The organism is Hoeflea ulvae (assembly GCF_026619435.1).
Taxonomy (GTDB): Bacteria; Pseudomonadota; Alphaproteobacteria; order Rhizobiales; family Rhizobiaceae; genus Hoeflea; species Hoeflea ulvae.
Genome location: NZ_JAOVZQ010000002.1, coordinates 17,834 through 36,361, shown reverse-complemented (window position 1 = coordinate 36,361; position 18,528 = coordinate 17,834). Strand labels below are relative to the sequence as shown.

The following is an 18,528-nucleotide window of genomic DNA, read 5'->3' as shown; positions in this document are numbered from 1 at the left end:
TACGATGGCAGCCCACGCGCCCGGACCGGATCTCGCCGGGATATCTTGCCACACCAGCGTCCTTGAATACCTCGCGCGATGCACCGCTCCGCGCGAGGATGTTTTCCTGTCAAAAATGGAAGGCTCACAGCTAGCGCTGGCCGTCCCGCACCGAGATATTTTCGGCCTCGAGCCCGCCCATCCGGTTCTGCACACGGGGACCACAGGTCATCACCAAGGCGAACAGGATCTCGTCGGGCTTGGGGCCATCGGGAAAGCTGACTTCCATCGAATCGAAGTGGCTGCGCACATAGGCTGCGTCCTTGTGGCCAATCGGGATGTCGAGGCTGGCCCCCATACCACCGACTTTTTTCGACGAGGGCACGATGGCCAAGGCCTCTCCCAGGGCATCGCGCATGGCATAGCCGCCAGGCACATGCCAAAGCGCGCCATGCTCCAGTTCTCCCGCCGAACCAACAAGCGAGCCTTTGCCGTATCCGTCCACACCGTCAATCCCTCCCAGCGCGGCGATAAGCCGTTTGGTCATCTCGAGACCCAGCGGTTTGAGCGCATCCATGGCCGGTTGCAGTTCCGCATGATAGGCGCCGGCAAACGGGTTCTTGACAAGAACCAGAGCGGCGGCTCGACGGCGCGGCACGGTGGCCGGCGGGCCGCCATCGTGGCGGATTTCTTCGACGATGGTGGCAATCTTGCGGATCGGAAAATCGTCAGGGGTAATGGTCATTTGGTTTTGTCTTTCGTTTGAGGTGCGCTGTCGGGATCTGCCCCGACGAGGGTCAGGAGTTCAACAAAACGGGCACGCTCGGCAGCGGGAACAGGGTCCAGCAAAGCGGCACTGAGCTGCATCGAGATCGGGATCATCGGTCGCGTCACCTCTCGGCCTTGATCGCTCAGCCGGACGAGCTGGACCCGCTGATCCGGGGACGAAGGCACGCGTTCGATCAGCCCAGCGGCCTCGAGCCGACGCAACATCGAACTCAGAGTGGCTGTATCTATAGCGGTTCGCCGGCTGAGTTCGTTCTGCGGCAGATCCGGAGAACGGTCGAGTGTGCCAAGCACTGCGAGCTGGGTTGGGGTCAGTTTGTGGCTGCCAAGCATCTGCTGGAACATGACCGTTGCGCGCTGATGCGCGCGCCGGATCAAGTGGGCGTTGTGAACTTCCAGACTGAAATCAACAGTTTTCAGCGCCTCGGTAGTTCCGGTGTCATCTGTCACGATTCAAACACCCTGTTGATCAGTTCACCCTTCTCGGCAATGGCTGTTGTCACCTCGCTTGTCGGGGCAACGGTTCCGAAATGGGTCGCAATGTCATACAGGGACGAATCCTGTTCGCGCGGGCCGGTGGCCGCACAAGCATCGAAAGGCACCACGACATCGTAGCCAAGAAAGAACCCGTCATGGACGGTCGAGCGCACGCAGATATTGGTAACCACCCCGCAAACGAGGATCTGATCGATCAGCATGTCTTTAAGGACGAGATCGAGATCGGTCTGGAAGAACGCCGAGTAGCGATGCTTTATCACCACGATATCGTCGGGACCGGGCGCGATTTCATCCACAACCTGCGTGGCCCAGCTGTTTTCTTCGCCATGTGCTGTCCGCTTCAAAAACTCCCGGTCGCGGCGCATGCCCTTGCGATGGCTGTCGATCACGAAGATCACCGGCATTCCGGCGGCCTTGGCAGCCGTGATCAATTCCTGCTGTCGGGGAATGAGTGTCTCATAGCCTGGCAGCACCATTTTTCCGCCCGGCTTGCAGAACTCGTTGATCATGTCAACTATGACCAGCGCCGCGGAGGCAGGCCGCAATGTGGTGCCGGCCTCGTGCCGGTGTGCCGAGAAAACGTCGTCCATAAAGACCTCCTGTCAATCGCGTATCAGCGACCAGAGCAATTCGAAAAACCGGTCAGCGTCGACTTCTGACGCCACCTGCACATTGGCGGGAATGCCGCGTTCGTTCCAGAAGTCAGCGACCGTGGCACCGAACATATACGTTCCTGTCAAGTCGACAGCGACATGAGCCGGCCGCGAACGGACCAGCGTCGGATCGATAACAAGAGCCAACGCCAAGGGATCATGCATTGCACCGCCGATGCCCATCTGGCCGCGATGGAGCTTCTCATAATAGCGCAGCCAGTCGTGCACCACACGCCCGAGATCGGTGTCGATTTTGGCCAGAGTCTCAAACTGCGGCGCTTCGACAAGCACCTTCATGGTTACATCGAGACCGACCATCAACACGTCGACACCGCTGTCAAACACGATCTGGGCTGCCTCCGGATCGCAGAAAATATTGAACTCGGTCGGCGTGATGGTTTCGTCACGGCGCCAGAAAGCCCCGCCCATGGAAATGATCCTGGCGATCTTCGGAATAGTTTCGGGATGTTTCAGAAACAGCATTCCCAGGTTTGTCAGCGGGCCCGTTGCAACGATCACCATGGGTTCCGGAGCGCTCATCAGCGTTTGCGCCAGGAAATCGACGGCATGAATGTCCGTTTGCAGAGTGCCGGGTTCCGGCAGGTAGGGTGACCCGTCAAGCCCTGACGGCCCGTCAGCCGTGCCCAGCACGAGATCGCGGACGAGCGGATTTGCGCAGCCCTGATAAACCGGCGCATCGCAGCCGATCAAGTTGAGAATCCGCAGGGTATTGGCGGTTGTCCGCTCGATTGTCGCATTGCCGCAGACAGTGGTTACAGCACGCAGGTCGATTGCGGGGGACCTGTGGGCCATGACAAGCGCAATGGCGTCGTCGTGGCCGGGATCGCAGTCCATAAGGATCGGTGTTGTCATATCAATTATCCCAGTGCAACGAGAGCGGATTTGAAGCCAGCCATAAACGACCGGCCGTCAATGTTGCGAGCCACAGACGTCGTCTTCGGTCCGTCAAAGTCGAGGATCTGCACGCCGCGATGCGCAACCGTCTGTCCACGGACAAGCCGTTCGGACAGGGCAACATCAACGAAACAGGGCGGCGCGAAATCGAACAGTTCGGGATGAACGACGGTTGCCACGGCAATGGCGTCGTCGAGCGGAAAGCCTACCAGTTCAAAGAAGTTGCGCCAGATATCCACATAGACAGGGAAGGTTTCGCATACCCAGGTGGTGACCCGGTTGTCAGGTGCGGCAAAGGTCAGATCGGCAAGATCGTCGCGCGTCAGCATGGATGCGGCCACCCGGTTGTCTTCGCATACATCAAGTGGCACCAGTGTTACCGGTGCGCCGCAACCCAAGACCACCCGCGCGGCTTCCGGATCGGCCCAGATATTGTATTCAGACACCGGCGTGATGTTGCCCGGCGTTGTGAAACACCCGCCCAGAACCACGAAGCGTTTGGCCAGTTGCGCGATGTCGGGGGCCATGCGCAGAGCCAGTGCCACATTGGTTTGCGGGCCGGTCGCGACAACCGACACCTGGCCCGGATATTTCCGCACCTGAGCGATGATGAAGTCCACAGCATGCTGGTCAATGGCCTTGTGCGTAGGCTCCGGCGCGGGCGGATTGAAGCCTTTGAGCCGGTCTCCAAGCAGCGTCTGCAACTTCTTTTCGACGTTTACCGGTGCATCGGTGTCGGCCTTTGAATTGCCGACAATTGGCCGCCATGCTCCGGCTGCGACCGGAATGTCCTCACGCCTGGCCAGCGACAGCGCGTTGAGCGCCACCTTGGTCACCTGTTCGACAGCGCCGGCTGCCCCGGTCACGGAGGTCACGCCCAGCAGGTCGATGGCCGGATTGCCGGCGGCGTAAAGCACGGCGAGGATATCATCGCCGGCGCCGTCGATGTCGAGGATAATTTTTTCAGTCATGACGCAGGCCCGCGGAAGAATGTGAGAGGGTCATTTGCTGGTCTTTCTCTTTGTGGAAGCGAAGGCGCCTTCTTTCATCACGTTGAGGCTTTGCAGTGTTTCGCGGAAGATACGGGGACGCTGGTGGACGGTCAGAGCGAACAAGGCGCCGAGCGTGATGAGATAGGGGACCATCAGCACAAGATAGGAGGACAGGCCGAAGCTCTGAAGACGCAACGAAATTGCATCGGAGAGGCCAAACAGCAAGCATCCGGCCAGGACCTTGCCAGGGTCTCCTGCCGAGAAGATCAGCACGGCAACCGCCATGAAACCACGGCCTGCGGACATGTTTTCGGCAAACATGGTGATGTATCCGAGTGACAGGTGCACGCCTGCAAGACCGGCAAGCAGGCCGCAGCACAGCGATGCCAGATGCTGCATCCTGGCGGTCGAAATGCCGAGAGCCTCCGCGGCTTCGGGCTTCTCCCCGGTGACGCGGACATGCAGACCGAACTTTGTGCGGAAAAGGATCAGCCAGACCACGAAGACAAGGATGAAGGACACATAGATCAACGGTGTGTGATTCGACAGCACACGCTCAAGCGGTCCGAGCAGATCCTCTCCTGGCAGGTCGATCCGCGGCAATCCGACGATGCCGTTGTTGACGATGGATCCGCGCACCCCGAAGATGGCCTTGGTCAAGGATATCGTCAGTCCGCCGGCAAGGATGTTGAGGGCAAGACCCACCACCACTTCATTGGCGCGAAAGGTGACGACAAACAGCGAAAATGTTGCTGCGAAAGTCATCGCCGCCGCTACCCCGCAGAGCAGGCCACCCCAGGCGGAGCCGGTCCAGATAGATCCGAGAACGCCGAAGAAGGCACCCATCAGCATCTGCCCTTCAAGACCGATGTTGAAAATGCCGGCTTTCGTGGTGAAGGTGCCGCCCAGCGCTACCAGCAGAATCGGGGCAGTGGTGCGCAGTGTTGCTGCCAGCAGCGCAATATTGAAGATGCGGTCTAGATCTTCCAACGACGCTCTCCTTGGGTTGAATCGCGGCGATTGCGGATCAGGATTTGGGCCGAAACGCACAGGATGATAATCGCCTGAAACACAGTGATAATTTCGCGGCTTGCATTGGTGTCGACTTCGATCAGCAGGCTGCCGGAGCGCAAGGCACCGAAGAATAGCGCCGTGCCGATGGTACCTATGGGATTGCCGTTGGCGAGCAGCGCCGCAATCACACCGTCAAACCCGAAGCCAGGCGCAAAGCCCTCCATGAACCTGTGGTGCACACCCAGTGTCTCGACTCCGCCGGCAAGACCGCCGACGGCACCGGAGGCCAGCAGAATGAAGAACGTATTGCGCCGGATTGGAACGCCGCCATATTCGGCAAAACTTCGGTTCCTGCCCATGGCGTTCATGCCATAACCCGCCGGAGTTCTGGTCAGGAACAGATGCAGCAAAATGGCGGCCACGATCGCAATGACAATTCCGAGATTCAGCCGCGAATAGGTCATAAGCTGCGGCAGATAGGCGGTTTCGGCGATGCCCGGCGTTTCGGACCAGCCGCCCGGGCGTTTGAACACCACGATGGTCAGGTAGGATGTGAGCAGTATCGCCACATAGTTTGACAGAATGGTCGAGACAACCTCATTGGTGCCGTAGCGCGCCCGAAAAAAGGCGGGAATGGCGATCCACAAACCACCCGCAGCCACAGCGGCAAGCAAACCGGCGATAACATGGATAACCGGCGGCATCTGAAAGGCGAACCCGATCCAGGCCGCCGCAAAGCCGCCCATATAGAGCTGTCCCTCGACACCAATATTGAACAGCCCGCCACGAAACGCGATGCAGGCGGCGACGCCCGACAGGATAATCGGTGTTGATTGAAGCAGAGATGATGCAATTCGCTCAGGGCTGCCCAATGCGCCGTCAACCAGTGTCGCAAACACCAGAAGCGGGTTCTCGCCGATCAGCAGCACAAGAACGGTGCCGCCAATCAAGGCGATCAGAATAGCAAGGGCCTGACCGATCAGGTGTTCGTACCGTTCATATAGGGGGCGCCGGTCGGAAATTTCGGGAGAACGGTCAGTCATGCTGCCACCTCCGCGATCAGGCTGCCGCCAGCCATCAGTCGGCCGATTTCGTCTTCGTTCGCGGTATCACCTGAAACCTCACCGGCGATACGTCCCGCAAACAGCACGAGAATCCGGTCGGCAAGAGTTATGACTTCGTCGATCTGGGCCGATATCAGCAGGATCGCGGCGCCTCGGTCACGCTGTTCCATGATTTCATCGTGGATGCGTTCCATGGCTCCGATATCAACACCGCGCGTGGGCTGGTCAACCAGCAGAACCGGAGCGCCATGGGAGAATTCGCGGGCCAGCACGACTTTCTGCATATTGCCGCCAGACAATTTGCCCACCACCTGATCCGGACCGGAGGAGCGGATATCGAAACGCTCAATCAGCGCGGCTGCGGCGGCGCGCACCCGGGACCACAAGACGATTCCCGCCGAGGTGTACTCCGGATCATACTGCCGCCCCATCAAGATATTGGAGGCTATTGTGCTGCTGCCATCAACACCACGGCGCACCCGGTCGGCCGGGACGTGCACCAGTCCCAGATCACGGGCAGCGCCCGGATCGCCGGAAGGTGCAGCCGTGCCTGCGATCTCAACCATGCCGTGGCTGGGTTCGCGCAGGCCGGCGACGATCTCCGCCAGTTCGGTCTGCCCGTTGCCGTCAACACCGATCACACCAACGATTTCGCCGGCCCCGACATCGAGACTGACATCGCGCAGGGTAGGCACTCCTCGTCCGTCACGGGCGCAGACCCTCGACACGCGAAGGGCTGACTTGCCTTCATTCGGTGTTCGCGGACGACGGGAGAAATTGACTTCTCGACCGACCATCATGCGGACCAGATCGTCCTCGGTCAGCCCCTCGCGTGAAACTGTATCAATGACCGCGCCATCCCGGATGACAGTGACGGTGTTGGAGACTTCCATCACCTCGTCGAGATGGTGAGAAATGAAGATGATTGTCATGCCTTGAGCTGTGAAGCCACGCAGGATGGTGAACAGTTCCCGTGCCTCTTGCGGTGTCAGAACCGCCGTGGGTTCGTCCAGGATGACAGTTTTGGCACCGCGCGCCAGTACCTTGAGAATTTCGACCCTTTGTTCTGCGCCGACCGACAGGTCAGCGACTTTCTTGGCCGGATCGACAGCCAGGCCGAAGCGTTGCGACAATTCTGCGACTTCAGCTTCCTGGGCGCGGGTATCAATCAGACCGTTGCGAATCTTTTCCATTCCGAGGAAAATGTTTTCTGCCACCGTCAGCGACGGGACCAGCTTGAAATGCTGATGCACCATGCCGATTCCGCAGGAGATTGCTGTGCGCGGGGTCGCCATCACCACAGACTCTCCATTGATCAATATTTCGCCCTCGTCAGGTTGATACAACCCGAAAAGCACATTCATCAGCGTCGTCTTGCCTGCTCCGTTTTCGCCAACCAGCGCATGGATGGACCCGGTTTTGACACCAAAGGAAATTCGCCGATTGGCACGAACAGAGCCGAACCGTTTGGAAATGTTGCGCAATTCGATCGCAAGGGTCATCGCGTCATCGCTTCTGTAGGAAGTGTAGCGGAAACGCCGGTGCGGACACAGATCCGCACCGGCAAAGGGTTACTGACCCAGTTCGACCTTGATCGATCCGTCGGCAATACCGGACCGGACCTTTTCCATCGCGTCAATGACGCTGGCCGGGATCTTGTCCGCGATATCGTCACAGATCTTCAGTTCAACGCCGCCGGTAGCGACACCAACCCGAACCGTGCCTGGCACAACCGGATTTCCAGCGAGCTGGCCTTCTATCAGATCATAGACCGCGATGTCGGCCCGCTTGAGCATCGAGGCCAGCATGTGGCCAGGTGCAGACGGACACTGGTCGATATCGACACCGACAGCAAAGCCGTCAGATTGGGCGGCTGCCTGAAGCACACCTTCGCCGGTCGGGCCTGCAGCCTGATAGACAATCGGCATTCCCTGATCAAACAGCGTCATGGCCAGTTCGGCGCCCTTGGCCGGGTCGTCGAAGGTGCCGGCAAACACCGCCGCCAGCTCTGTGCCATTGTCGACATACTCGATGCCTTGCTGCATCCCCATCCTGAAATTCTGGATCACGGGGATATCTCGACCGCCAATGAAGCCGACCTCCGTCGAGCTGTCAAAACCGTCAACCTTGCCTCCGGCAAGTTCGGCTGCAAGCGCACCTACAAGGAACGATCCCTCTTCCTCAAGAAAATCGATATAGGTCATGTTCTCGCTCTCCAGCACTCCGTCGATGAAGATGAAACGCTGGTCAGGATGGCTATCGGAAGTTTTGGTCAGTGCATCGACGAGCTCCCAACCCATTACGAAAATCAGGTCATATTCACCGTCTTCGGCAAGGTTGTTGAACTGCTCTTCGTAGTCGAGCGCGCGGTTTCCTGTGTCGACGATCTTGAGTTCGACACCAAGTTCATCGACGGCCCGATTGAGGCCCTCTACAATCGAGATGCCGAATCCCTGGCTGAAATAGCCCGAAATCGCAGCGACCTTCAGCGGCTCCTTGTCCTGTGAAAGGGCCGTCGTTGCCGGGAGCGCGGCCATGAGGGCCACGAGTGAAAGCGAACGTGCAGTGCTGAGTTTCATTTCTGGTACCTCTGTAAGGTTGGTGCTTTGCCTAGGAGCTCTTGGTGACTCTTTTTTCGTGAACCGTCGGATTGGACCATCTTCTTGACTGACGGTAACGTTCGTGTACGAACTAATTAGGCCGAGGACGTTCCGTTCTGTCAAGCCACTTGCGCATCGGCCCGTGATTTCCGTTCCGAAAGGAGGCGACTATGTCAGAATCCGAGACCACCAAAGACCAGCGAAATGTCGTCGTCACCGGTGCCGCCGGCCATTTGGGCCGAAACGTCCTGGCGGCATTCATCGAGGCCGGCTGGAATGCACAGGGCCTGGACATCGTTGGCGACGCTGATTTAGGGGTGGAAGCCGTTGATCTGCGTGATCTTGACGTTGCTCGCCGCCATCTTGCAAATGCATCGGTCGTCGCCCATTGCGCCGCGTTGCCACGTCCTGTTGGCTATGAGGCGAGCGACGTCTTCAGCACCAACATGGCGCTGATGTATGCCGCGATCGCAGCTGCGGAAGATGGCTGCGCGACCCGGATCATCTATGCCTCGTCCTACAGCATAATCGGCCTGCCTTTTGCGCCGAATCGCCCAAAACTGACCGCATTGCCGATCACGGAAGACGAGAAAGCTGCACCGCAAGACGTCTATGCGACGACGAAATGGCTCGGCGAAGAGATGCTTGATGCCTATGTGCGCCGCACCGGCAACACGGGCGTAAGTCTGCGTCTGCCCTGGATCCATACGCCCGAAAGTTTTGCCAAAGAGGTCGTTCCGATCCGCGACGATCCCGATTCCCATATTCATCTGTGGGCATGGATCGATGCTCGCGACGCGGGCCGGGCATTCGTCGCCGCGGCGGAAGCCGACATCGAAGGTCACCTCCGCCTGTTCGTCTCCGCAGACAACAGCTTTGCGACGCGGCCGAGCGCAGACCTTGTCGCCGAAAGCTGGCCCGAGGTTCCCGTGACAGGTGATCTAAGCGGCGGAAAGAGTCTGATTGATGCTTCCAGAGCGCGCGAGATGATCGGCTTCGTGCCAGCTTACAATTGGTCTGATTATCCCAACAGCATTACAGGAGAAAAATCATGAGCAAGGGTCTGCAGGGGAAATCTGTCCTCGTCACCGGCGGCGCCGGCGTAATCGGCTCTGTTACCGCACGCCTTTTTCTGGCGGCCGGCGCGCGCGTGATGCTGGCGGACCTCGATGCGGACCGGCTTGCCGCCGTGGCCGCAACCCTGGACGGTCCGGTTCTGACGGTGGCCGGTGACCTCTCTGATGAAACGGCGGCTGCCCGCGCGGTCACGGCATGCTGCGATGCCTATGGCGCGATCGATGTGCTCTTTTCCAATGCCGGGATTTCGGGGACCGTGGCACCCATCCACGAATTGGCCGTCGCGGATTTCGACAGAATTGTTGCGGCGAACCTGCGTAGCATGTTTTTGATGGTCCGCGCAGCAACCGCTCGCATGGTCAAGGATGGCCGTGGTGGGGCAGTGGTGACGATGGCTTCGTCGATGGCGGACTGGGACGTGCTCTCAGGTGGATGCGGTTACGTCTCGACGAAACACGCTGTTGCCGGACTTACGAAGAGCGCCGCTCTTGATCTTGGCCCGCATGGAATCCGCGTCAACGCGGTGTGCCCGGGTGTTATCGAAACCACATTGGGCGTTCCGGGCCTTGAGGGAGGCGGTGGTGCCTCAGCCGTCGACCGCTTTGCCGCACGAATCCCGTTACGCCGCATAGGTCAACCCGAGGATGTTGCCGAAGTCGTCTTGTTTCTAGCCTCTGATGCGGCCCGGCATGTGAACGGCGCACTCTGGTTGATTGATGGTGGCCAGACCTTGCAGAGCCATTCGAACGGCTGAGGCGAGTTTTCGGCCAAAAATCGGTCACATCATAACCGGTCGTGCTTTTCTGCTAGAGCCTCATCGCCCGATTCTATCGCAAACTCTTCGCTGACCGGCGGCCGACAATCACCTCTTCAGGTTCTGGGAGATGACAACGTTCAAAGGCCGCCATTTCGACCAGTCGATCATCTTGCTGTGTGTTCATTGGTATCTGGCCTGCGGCCTGAGCCTTCGCAACTTGAAGGAAGTGATGTCAGAACGAGGCATAAGCATGGATCATTCGACGATACATCGTTGGGTGGTACACTTCTCGCCTTTGATCTTGGACCGCTATAACCGCAGAAAACGGTCTGTGACCGGCAAATGGCATGAGGACAAAACTTACACGAAGCTCCGGGCTCAATGGATGTATCTCTATCGGGCCATCGACAACGTGGGAGCAACCGTTGATTTCAGGCCTACCCAACATCGGGACCTCTGCAGCCAGGCGGTTCTTCACAAAAGCTATTGACTGGGGCTTTGGTGCATGAATAAGAATTCAACGATTTCTGCTTATTCGGTTGCGATCGAAACCAACTTGATTGGTCCAGCATGCCGTATAAACATAACGCCAGTCGCCGCCATCACATCGGCAAGATGATGTACAAGGTAACAAACTGGGCGGAGTATGAGGCGGGCCTTCGCCGCCGCGGTAGTTTGACCCTTTGGATGACGCCGGAAGCTTTGGCGGGCTGGACTGCCCCGCGTCGCAAGACGCGTGGAGGCCAGCCGCTTTACTATGATCTGGCCATTGAGACCACGTTGATGCTGGGTATGGTATTCGGCCTGCGACTGCGCCAAAGCGAAGGGCTTTTAAGTTCGGTGCTTGCGCTGATGGGACTGGATCTGCCTGTACCCGATCACACGACACTCAGTCGGCGGGCAAGAACCTGGATGCCAACTGTCGAGCGACGGGCTGCGCCAGATGCACCGCTTCACGTTCTGGTCGACAGCACCGGGCTGAAGATTTATGGCACCGGTCAATGGCTGGAAGAAAAGCATGGGACAAAGTCCCGACGTGGCTGGAGAAAACTGCATCTGGCTGTTGATGCTGACAGTGGCGAGATCATTGCCCATAGCCTGACAGATCAGGAAACCGGCGATACCTCGCAGCTGAAGCCGTTGCTGGATCAGATCGATGATGAGATCGGCAAGTTCACGGCCGATGGAGCCTATGATGGCTACCCAACCTACGACGCTGTTTTCCATCACAGCGCAGGCGCAAGGGTCATCATTCCACCGCGCTCGAACGCGGTTGAACCGCCTACCGCCCAAGCATGCTGCCAGAGAGACGACCACATAACCTCCATGCAGAAAGAATGCCGGCTGAAATGGCAGGCATCAACCGGCTACGGCAAACGAGCTCTGGTTGAAACCGCGATGGGTCGATGCAAAGGCATTATTGGACCACGTTTGCGCGCTCGGTCATTCCTCGCTCAACAGACAGGGGCTGCAATCGGGGTCACGATTTTGAACCGAATGCTTGCCTGCGGACGCCCGAAATCCGTTCGTTGCCAAGCATCGGCGGGAGCAACCAAATAAGCGGACCCATCAAAGAACGAGCTCCGCTCATCGGCTGATCCGCGCACCAACGCCCTTGCAAATGCGAATTGGTTTCTTTGAGCGTCTCGACCTGACACGTAGGCGGTCTTCAAGATCGCAGGAAACAAGTGCCTCGTGATTTGCTGCAGCCACTGGCAGCCTTCAAAACACAAATCCCCCTGGCTCAAACGCGCGCGGACCGCAGGCCCTGCATGAGACAGAAGTTTTCGTACGCCTGAAGGCAACCGAAAACCTTCACCTTTTCAGTCGTTTACTAAGGCGATTATTAGTTATGCTTCACTACTTCCATTATCGCCGGCGGCAACAGATGTTTTAGCTATTCAGTTAACGCGTCATCATCGTCCGGTTCCACCTAAAGCGGTTCCTCCTGTACCGCCTGCCGACTAAGCAGCCCTGCATCCTCTAACGCCTCGATGTCCGGCAAGTCTCGCAAGGTCTCCAGCCCGAATGCCGACAAAAAGTGTTTCGTCGTCACATAGGTATAGGGTGCTCCCGGGGTGGGGCTGCGCGGCCCTGAGGCAATGAAGCCCGCCCCGCGCAGGCTGGCGATCGTGTCGCGGGACACTTCCCTGCCGAAGATCTTCGACAATTCACCGCGCGTTACCGGCTGGGAATAGGCAACCGACATCAGCACCATCGCCTCGAATTCGGACAACAGGGCTGCCGCGCCGCGGGTCGGCGCCTTCGAGGCTCGTATCGCAGCGCCGTAACGCGAACGGGTTCTATGCTGCCAGCCGCCGGCGACGGACACCAGCTCATAGGGCCGGGAGCGGAGTTCCTCGCGCAGATCGTCGATCAGCAGATCAAGGCTGCAGTCCTTGCCGACGACGCGGGCCAGTACCTCGCGGCCAACCGGCTCGGCCGAGGCAAAGATCACCGCTTCCACCCGCATCATCCATTCCCGCCAGCGCAGCTCCGCCGGCAGCCCCTCAAGCTCGCTTTCAAACACTTCGTGTTGCAAGCCTTCGCTTGTGGCGTCCGACTTGGTGCGGCCGGTCTTCTGTCTGGATGCGGCGGATGCTGGTTCAGTCATTTTCACAGACCGTAAATCCGGAATGAGGACCGTCCGGAGAGCTCGCGCACCGCGCCAAAATGCATCAGCCGTTCAAACAGCCGGGTGCTGGCCCAGCGCGACAGATTGGCGCCTGGCGTTGCCGCCGGAACCGCATCCTCGTTCAACAGTCTGCTGATAACAGCATCGGCACCTTTGGTGCGCAGTTTTGGCGCAACCGCCAGAAGCTGATCGGATCGCCGGGCAATCTCCGCCGCTGACCGCAAGCCGGCCTCGATCGCATCAACCAGAGCCAGGCAGACCACCCCCTCGAAGGCGGGTTCGGAGGGGCGGACCCGTCCCCTGCCCCCGATCGTCCGGAAGGCAGAACCATAGCGCTCCGACAACAGCAGCGGCACAGGTTTTGGCCAGTTGAGCTTTTGGGACAGGACAATATCGGCCAGCAGAAACGCCAGCATTTCCGCGTCCGGGCGCACGGCAATGATCGCCGATATCAGCTCTGCCATTGCAAATGGGACTGCCCGTCCGGACTGGAGGGCGGCATCGACGAAACCGGGCATGGCGGCGAGATGATCATCCCACCGAAGCGCCAGCAGCTCGGCAAGTTCGCTCACGAATTCTGTGGTGACCCCGCCGGTTCGAGCAGAAAGCCTTTGCGTGGCCAGGAAAAACCTCCCGTCCGGTCCGGGATCATCCCCTGGTGCGGTGAGCAACACCGCATCACGCAATGCGTGTTCGCCCGCGTTGCGGCCGGTCACCCGGACGGCAATGCCGGCACATTTCAGCGCTTGCCGGGAGCGCCAGCAGCCGGCCCAGACGGGATCGGAGCGAACCAGATCGTCAAGCGTTTTCAGGGCGATGCCGGCGGAAAACGCTGCGTCGGCCTGGTTGTGGTCACGACCGCGCGAAGCCGCCCAGCCTGGCAGGCGAAATGCCGAAATCGGGATTGATGATGTGCCGGGTGTGCGCGAATCCATGCGGACGACGCTACACCAGCTGCGCGGTTTGAGCTATCGATAATGCGTTTAACCGCACAGCATGTCGGTAAAATTGAATGTCCGATAATCTTGCATTATCGGACATTATGCTCATTATAGAGGAATGACCCAGATCATCGACCAAAACACCAAGAATGAAGCCCTGGAAAGCCCGGCGCCGTCTGACAGCACAGCGCCTGTTGATGATATGTCGGCAGTGCAGACGCCGGCCGGGCTGCCCTCCCCGTCTCCCGCGGCCAGGGCCGGAATGCCGGCGCAGCTGAAAGATCTCACCGTTCGTGCCCGCGCCTATGTCGAGGCCGCCAGTTCCGCCAACACCCGCAAGGCCTATGCCGCCGACTGGAAGCATTTTAACGCCTGGTGTCGCCGCTCCGGTCTGGCTGCCCTCCCCGCCAATCCGCAAACCGTCGGGCTCTACATCACCGCCTGTGCCACGAGCGGCGCCGTCACCGGTGACAATGGTTCCGGATCTGGAATGTCCGGGCGGATCGTGAAGCCCAACAGCGTGGCGACGATTGAGCGGCGCCTCTCGTCATTGTCGTGGAATTATTCGCAGCGCGGACAGGCCCTCGACCGCAAGGACCGGCATATCGCGACGGTGATGGCCGGTATCCGCAACACCCATGCCAGGCCGCCGGTGCAGAAGGAAGCGGTCATGGCCGAGGATATCCTTGCCATGCTTGAGACAATCGATCGGGGCACGCTGCGCGGCCTGCGGGATCGCGCCATGCTGCTGACCGGCTATGCCGGCGGTTTGCGGCGATCCGAGATTGTCGGTCTCGACCTCAAGCCCGACCAGACTGAAGATGGCCGGGGATGGATCGAGATTTTCGACAAGGGCATGCTGGTCACACTGCGCGGCAAGACCGGCTGGCGCGAAGTTGAGATCGGCCGCGGCTCATCGGATGCCACCTGCCCGGTCATTGCCGTCCAGACCTGGATCAGGTTTGCAAAACTCGCCCATGGCCCGCTGTTCCGCCGGGTCAATGGCCGGGGCAAGGAGGTCGGTGCCGACAGGCTCAACGACAAGGAGATTGCTCGCCTGGTCAAGCGCACCGTGAAGGCTGCCGGCATTCGCGGCGATCTGGGTGAGGTCGAGCGGGTGTTGAAATTTTCCGGCCATTCGCTCCGCGCCGGCCTGGCCTCTTCCGCCGAAGTCGACGAGAGATATGTGCAAAGGCAGCTTGGACACAGCTCGGCGGAAATGACCCGCCGATATCAGCGGCGGCGCGACCGGTTCAGAATCAATCTGAGCAAGGCGGCGGGACTGTGAATGAACCCCCTGCCCTTCGATGGCCCATTGCGTTGATTTCACCCCCTGGGCAATTGGTACCGGCCGGGATCACACGTTGACAGCGCGAATTGCCAAAGAGTCTCGTGCGCGGCGATGAAGGCCTTCAGTTATATCCCCAAACGAGAACCACGCGCGCGCCGGTGCCGGGTGGCTGGACGATCGCTTCGATCGGCGTCCGGGAAACCGAGGTGATTTCGCTGAGTTGGATCCAGCATCCGTACCATGCCGGGTTTGCGGCATTCGGAAGATCCCTGTGGATCGCCAGATCTCGCCTTGTGCGTTCACCGCCATTCTCGTCTTCCGCAAAATTGCCTGGACCGGTGAAGCGCTCGAATTCCGTCACCGGCATGACCGTTTCCGTCAAGCCGCGCAGGTGACACCGGTTTTTCAAGCGTGGAGTGATCGTATCTTGTCGCCACAGCGGTCCCGGAGACGCCGGGAATCACGCTGGGTTTGTGATTTCCGCTGGGCGCGTGAGGACCCAAAGCACGTTGCATTCAATCATATTCATGCAATGTGCTTCAGGTTTTTGTCCTGACGCGTGTTCCTTCCGAAAACCGGTTCCCACTTTTCGGAACACGCTTTAGTTCCCCGCGGGGAACAGGGCTGGTTCATCTCCGGTTTGCGCGGACTGATCCGCGCCCGGGAACAGGGCGGAGGGAAAGCTTCGAGGCTGGAATGGCTGCTGGCGGAATTCACCGGCGTGTGGAGCGCACTCGTTTTCATCCCGCGCGGGTTTTGGACAATGCAGGGTTTCGAAGCTTCGCCGCGCAGATCTGCAAGCGCATGCGCGGTGAGAGGAGGGGGTCAGAACCAGAAATTGTTCCCAAGTTCCCCGCGGGGAACAAACGCATTCTCACAATGGATCGCCAGGAGTTCCCCGCGGGGAACTTGCGCTTGCCCAGGCCGGAGGCGCGGATTTTGCCCAATTGCTGCCAAACCCGAATCGGGCTATCTGTAGTTACGTTGAAAGTCGATAATATCGATGTTTTGCGTAGTCACCACGAGCTTAACCTTTTGTTAACCATCCCGGGCAATATAGTCGCTTATAACATTTCGGAGCAGCCAATTGACTCGGCATCTAAACAGTCTGGACTTCATGCAGGCGTGTTCCAACAAGCTGGATCACGCGCTGCGCAATTTGTCTCTGGCACAATATCCGCCAGACGCGATTCGCACCATGCGCACATTTGCGTCCTCGGAAGTCGCGAGCCTTTTGGATGTGACGGAAGCCTATATTCGCCAGCTTTCCCTGAAGGGGAGGGGCCCTGATCCGGAAGTCAGCAACAATGGCCGGCGGCTTTATACGGTCGAACAAATTCTCGAGCTCAGAATGTTGCTGGCTGACAACGGCCGCAAGAAGTGGATCAATCCGCGCCGGATCGAGGGTGAATCCTGCCAGGTGATCGCGGTCACCAATTTCAAGGGCGGATCGTCCAAGACCTCGACCACCATACATCTGGCGCATTATCTGGCGCTGCGTGGTTATCGCGTTCTGGCAATTGATCTCGATCCGCAGGCCTCACTGACAGCCCTGCATGGCGCCCTGGCGGATTTTGATCCGCGTGAGGGCGATACCTTCTATTCCGCCATTCGCTTTGATGATCCGGTGCCGACCCGGTCGCTGATCCACAAGACCCATATCGAAGGCCTGGATGTGATCTGCGCCGGTCTCGAACTCACGGAGTTTGAAACCGCGGTGGCGCTGGAAATGCGCAAATCCGGCGGTACGGAATTTCTGCTGCGAGCGGCCCAGGCGATCGAGCAGGTTGAACAGGACTATGACGTCATCCTGATGGATTCGGCGCCGTCGCTGAATTTTCTGACCTTGTCTTCGCTGACCGCTGCGACCGGGGTTCTGATCCCGGTTCCGGCGCATATGCTCGATGTCGATTCCACGGCGAAATTTTTGGAGCTTGCCGGATCCTACATGCAGATCCTGAGCAATATGGGGACAACGGCCGAGTGGGATTTTGCCAAATTCCTGATCACCAAATTCGAGGCAAATGACCATCCTCAAGCCAATATGATGGCCTTGATGCGGCAGGTTTTCGGCACTGATCTGCTTCTCAATACAGTTATTAAATCCACAGCTGTCGCAGATGCCTTAACATGGAAGCAGAGCCTGTACGAAGTGCAGCGCTCACGCTTTTCGGCTCCAAAGACCTATGACCGGGCCATGGAGTCGATCAATGGCGTGAATGCCGAGATCGAGCAATTGCTGACACATGCATGGGGGCGGGAATGAGCCGCAAGGATTCAAAAGGCATGTTTGCCAATGTCCTGGGAAACCTGGACAACGGCCCGGTTGATGCCAGGCCGGCCGAGAAAGCCTCGTCCTCGCCGCATCTGCAGAAGGTAGCCGCGGGTGTCCGGCAGATCCAGGAGCGCGGCGAACTGGCCGAGCGCCTGCTCAAGGACGGCGGCTATATCGCCGAACTCGATCCGGGCCTGATCCTGCCTTCAGGCATCACGGACCGGTTTCCCGGCGCCTATGACGAGGCGGCGATAGCTGATCTGGCCGAATCCATGCGCGAGCGGGGACAGATCGTTCCCGGTCTGGTGCGTCCGATCAAGGACGATGCAACGCGCTACCAGATTGTCTATGGCCGCCGCCGCCTGGCTGCAGCCCAAAAGCTGGGACTGAAGTTCAAGGCCATCATTCGGGCTCTTGATGACGAGGAAGCGATTGTCTTTCAGGGGGAAGAGAACTCCGCCCGCAATGACCTGACCTTCATCGAGAAGTGCAATTTCGCCTTCGCCCAGGAGAAGGCCGGCTTTGACCGGGCCACCATCAGCGCATCGCTGTCGACCGGAAAATCGCATGTTTCCGAGATGATCCGCATCGCCTCCACCCTGCCGCAACCCCTGTTGCAGGCCATTGGCCCGGCGTCGGAAATAGGCCGCCGGCGCTGGCTGGAGCTGGTGGAAAAGTGGATCGCCTTTCCCCGCGCCCATGAGCTGGTCGAAGAGCTGCTCAACAACGCCGATGCCAGCCTGCCGAGCGAGGAGCGTTTCGCCCTGGCGCTGTCGGCGATGTTTGAAAAGCCCTCCGGACTGCGGCCGAAGGCCGTCGCGCGCGAAACAATCATGTCCAAGGGCATGAAGCTGGCCGAGATCAGCTACGGCAATTCCGGTGCGCGGATGAGCTTTGCCAAATCCGTTCCGCCGGACTTTGTCACTTACCTGGCCGGCCAGATGGAAACCATTCACGACGCCTATCTCAAGGAGATCAAGGCAAAACCCAAGGTTGAACGGAGTTAGTGTAACGCAATAGAAAAAGGCCCCCAAACGTTGCCGTCGTGGAA

The 18,528-nt window shown here is 59.1% G+C and carries 18 protein-coding genes and 1 pseudogene; 7 read left to right on the top strand and 12 right to left on the bottom strand.

Annotated elements, in window-relative coordinates; genetic code table 11:
- Nucleotides 1-130 precede the first annotated feature (130 nt).
- The 9 genes from OEG82_RS23695 to OEG82_RS23655 all read right to left on the bottom strand — a co-directional run bounded on the left by OEG82_RS23695 (nt 131) and on the right by OEG82_RS23655 (nt 8,480).
- Nucleotides 131-724: an amino acid synthesis family protein gene (locus tag OEG82_RS23695; protein WP_267615085.1), complete on the bottom strand. Its 594-nt coding sequence runs from the start codon at nt 722-724 to the stop codon at nt 131-133.
- Nucleotides 721-1,215, bottom strand: a complete 495-nt coding sequence (locus tag OEG82_RS23690; protein ID WP_267615084.1) for a MarR family winged helix-turn-helix transcriptional regulator — start codon at nt 1,213-1,215, stop codon at nt 721-723. Before OEG82_RS23690 ends, OEG82_RS23695 begins: the two co-directional genes overlap by 4 nt.
- Nucleotides 1,212-1,853 (bottom strand): cysteine hydrolase family protein, encoded by a 642-nt coding sequence (locus OEG82_RS23685; RefSeq protein WP_267615083.1) that lies wholly within the window; start codon nt 1,851-1,853, stop codon nt 1,212-1,214. Before OEG82_RS23685 ends, OEG82_RS23690 begins: the two co-directional genes overlap by 4 nt.
- A 12-nt stretch (nt 1,854-1,865) precedes the next feature.
- Complete coding sequence (locus OEG82_RS23680; protein WP_267615082.1) at nt 1,866-2,789, bottom strand: nucleoside hydrolase; 924 nt, start codon at nt 2,787-2,789, stop codon at nt 1,866-1,868.
- Nucleotides 2,790-2,794: 5 nt separating this feature from the next.
- On the bottom strand, nt 2,795-3,802 hold the full coding sequence (locus OEG82_RS23675; RefSeq protein WP_267615081.1) for a nucleoside hydrolase: 1,008 nt from the start codon (nt 3,800-3,802) through the stop codon (nt 2,795-2,797).
- A gap of 30 nt (nt 3,803-3,832) precedes the next feature.
- Entirely contained in the window at nt 3,833-4,813 is a 981-nt protein-coding gene (locus OEG82_RS23670; RefSeq protein WP_267615080.1) for an ABC transporter permease, read from the bottom strand.
- Nucleotides 4,801-5,880 carry an ABC transporter permease gene (locus tag OEG82_RS23665; RefSeq protein ID WP_267615079.1) on the bottom strand — a complete coding sequence of 360 codons (1,080 nt, stop codon included), beginning with the start codon at nt 5,878-5,880 and terminating at the stop codon, nt 4,801-4,803. Before OEG82_RS23665 ends, OEG82_RS23670 begins: the two co-directional genes overlap by 13 nt.
- A complete protein-coding gene (locus tag OEG82_RS23660; RefSeq protein WP_324288999.1) occupies nt 5,877-7,385 on the bottom strand; it encodes an ABC transporter ATP-binding protein in 1,509 nt (502 codons plus the stop codon). Before OEG82_RS23660 ends, OEG82_RS23665 begins: the two co-directional genes overlap by 4 nt.
- Before the next feature lie 87 nt (nt 7,386-7,472).
- Nucleotides 7,473-8,480 (bottom strand): BMP family lipoprotein, encoded by a 1,008-nt coding sequence (locus OEG82_RS23655; protein WP_267615077.1) that lies wholly within the window; start codon nt 8,478-8,480, stop codon nt 7,473-7,475.
- Between the two features lie 191 nt (nt 8,481-8,671).
- Here OEG82_RS23655 and OEG82_RS23650 point away from each other — a divergent pair, with 191 nt between their 5' ends.
- The 4 genes and pseudogenes from OEG82_RS23650 (at nt 8,672) to OEG82_RS23635 (ending at nt 11,895) form a co-directional block, all read left to right on the top strand.
- Complete coding sequence (locus OEG82_RS23650) at nt 8,672-9,556, top strand: NAD-dependent epimerase/dehydratase family protein (protein WP_267615076.1); 885 nt, start codon at nt 8,672-8,674, stop codon at nt 9,554-9,556.
- Nucleotides 9,553-10,332 carry an SDR family NAD(P)-dependent oxidoreductase gene (locus OEG82_RS23645; protein ID WP_267615075.1) on the top strand — a complete coding sequence of 260 codons (780 nt, stop codon included), beginning with the start codon at nt 9,553-9,555 and terminating at the stop codon, nt 10,330-10,332. The genes OEG82_RS23650 and OEG82_RS23645 overlap by 4 nt, the downstream gene beginning before the upstream one ends.
- A 130-nt stretch (nt 10,333-10,462) precedes the next feature.
- A pseudogene (locus OEG82_RS23640) lies at nt 10,463-10,826 on the top strand (IS6 family transposase); the annotation flags it as partial.
- A gap of 79 nt (nt 10,827-10,905) precedes the next feature.
- Entirely contained in the window at nt 10,906-11,895 is a 990-nt protein-coding gene (locus OEG82_RS23635; RefSeq protein WP_267615074.1) for an IS5 family transposase, read from the top strand.
- Nucleotides 11,896-12,268: 373 nt separating this feature from the next.
- Here the strand turns inward: OEG82_RS23635 and scpB are convergent, their stop codons facing one another.
- The gene (gene scpB, locus OEG82_RS23630; RefSeq protein ID WP_425497669.1) at nt 12,269-12,811 is read right to left on the bottom strand and encodes an SMC-Scp complex subunit ScpB; all 543 of its coding nucleotides are present in this window, start codon (nt 12,809-12,811) and stop codon (nt 12,269-12,271) included.
- Nucleotides 12,812-12,951: 140 nt separating this feature from the next.
- On the bottom strand, nt 12,952-13,905 hold the full coding sequence (locus tag OEG82_RS23625; RefSeq protein ID WP_267615072.1) for a DUF1403 family protein: 954 nt from the start codon (nt 13,903-13,905) through the stop codon (nt 12,952-12,954).
- A gap of 124 nt (nt 13,906-14,029) precedes the next feature.
- Here OEG82_RS23625 and OEG82_RS23620 point away from each other — a divergent pair, with 124 nt between their 5' ends.
- Nucleotides 14,030-15,199, top strand: coding sequence for a tyrosine-type recombinase/integrase (locus tag OEG82_RS23620; RefSeq protein ID WP_267615071.1), 1,170 nt, complete (start codon nt 14,030-14,032; stop codon nt 15,197-15,199).
- A 124-nt stretch (nt 15,200-15,323) separates the two neighbouring features.
- Here OEG82_RS23620 and OEG82_RS23615 read toward each other — a convergent pair whose 3' ends face one another.
- A complete protein-coding gene (locus OEG82_RS23615) occupies nt 15,324-15,569 on the bottom strand; it encodes a hypothetical protein (RefSeq protein WP_267615070.1) in 246 nt (81 codons plus the stop codon).
- A 720-nt stretch (nt 15,570-16,289) separates the two neighbouring features.
- Between OEG82_RS23615 and repA the strand changes: the two genes are divergently transcribed.
- Together repA and repB are read left to right on the top strand one after the other, a co-directional pair.
- On the top strand, nt 16,290-17,468 hold the full coding sequence (gene repA / locus OEG82_RS23610) for a plasmid partitioning protein RepA (RefSeq protein WP_267615069.1): 1,179 nt from the start codon (nt 16,290-16,292) through the stop codon (nt 17,466-17,468).
- A complete protein-coding gene (gene repB, locus OEG82_RS23605) occupies nt 17,465-18,484 on the top strand; it encodes a plasmid partitioning protein RepB (protein ID WP_267615068.1) in 1,020 nt (339 codons plus the stop codon). The genes repA and repB overlap by 4 nt, the downstream gene beginning before the upstream one ends.
- Nucleotides 18,485-18,528 lie beyond the last annotated feature (44 nt).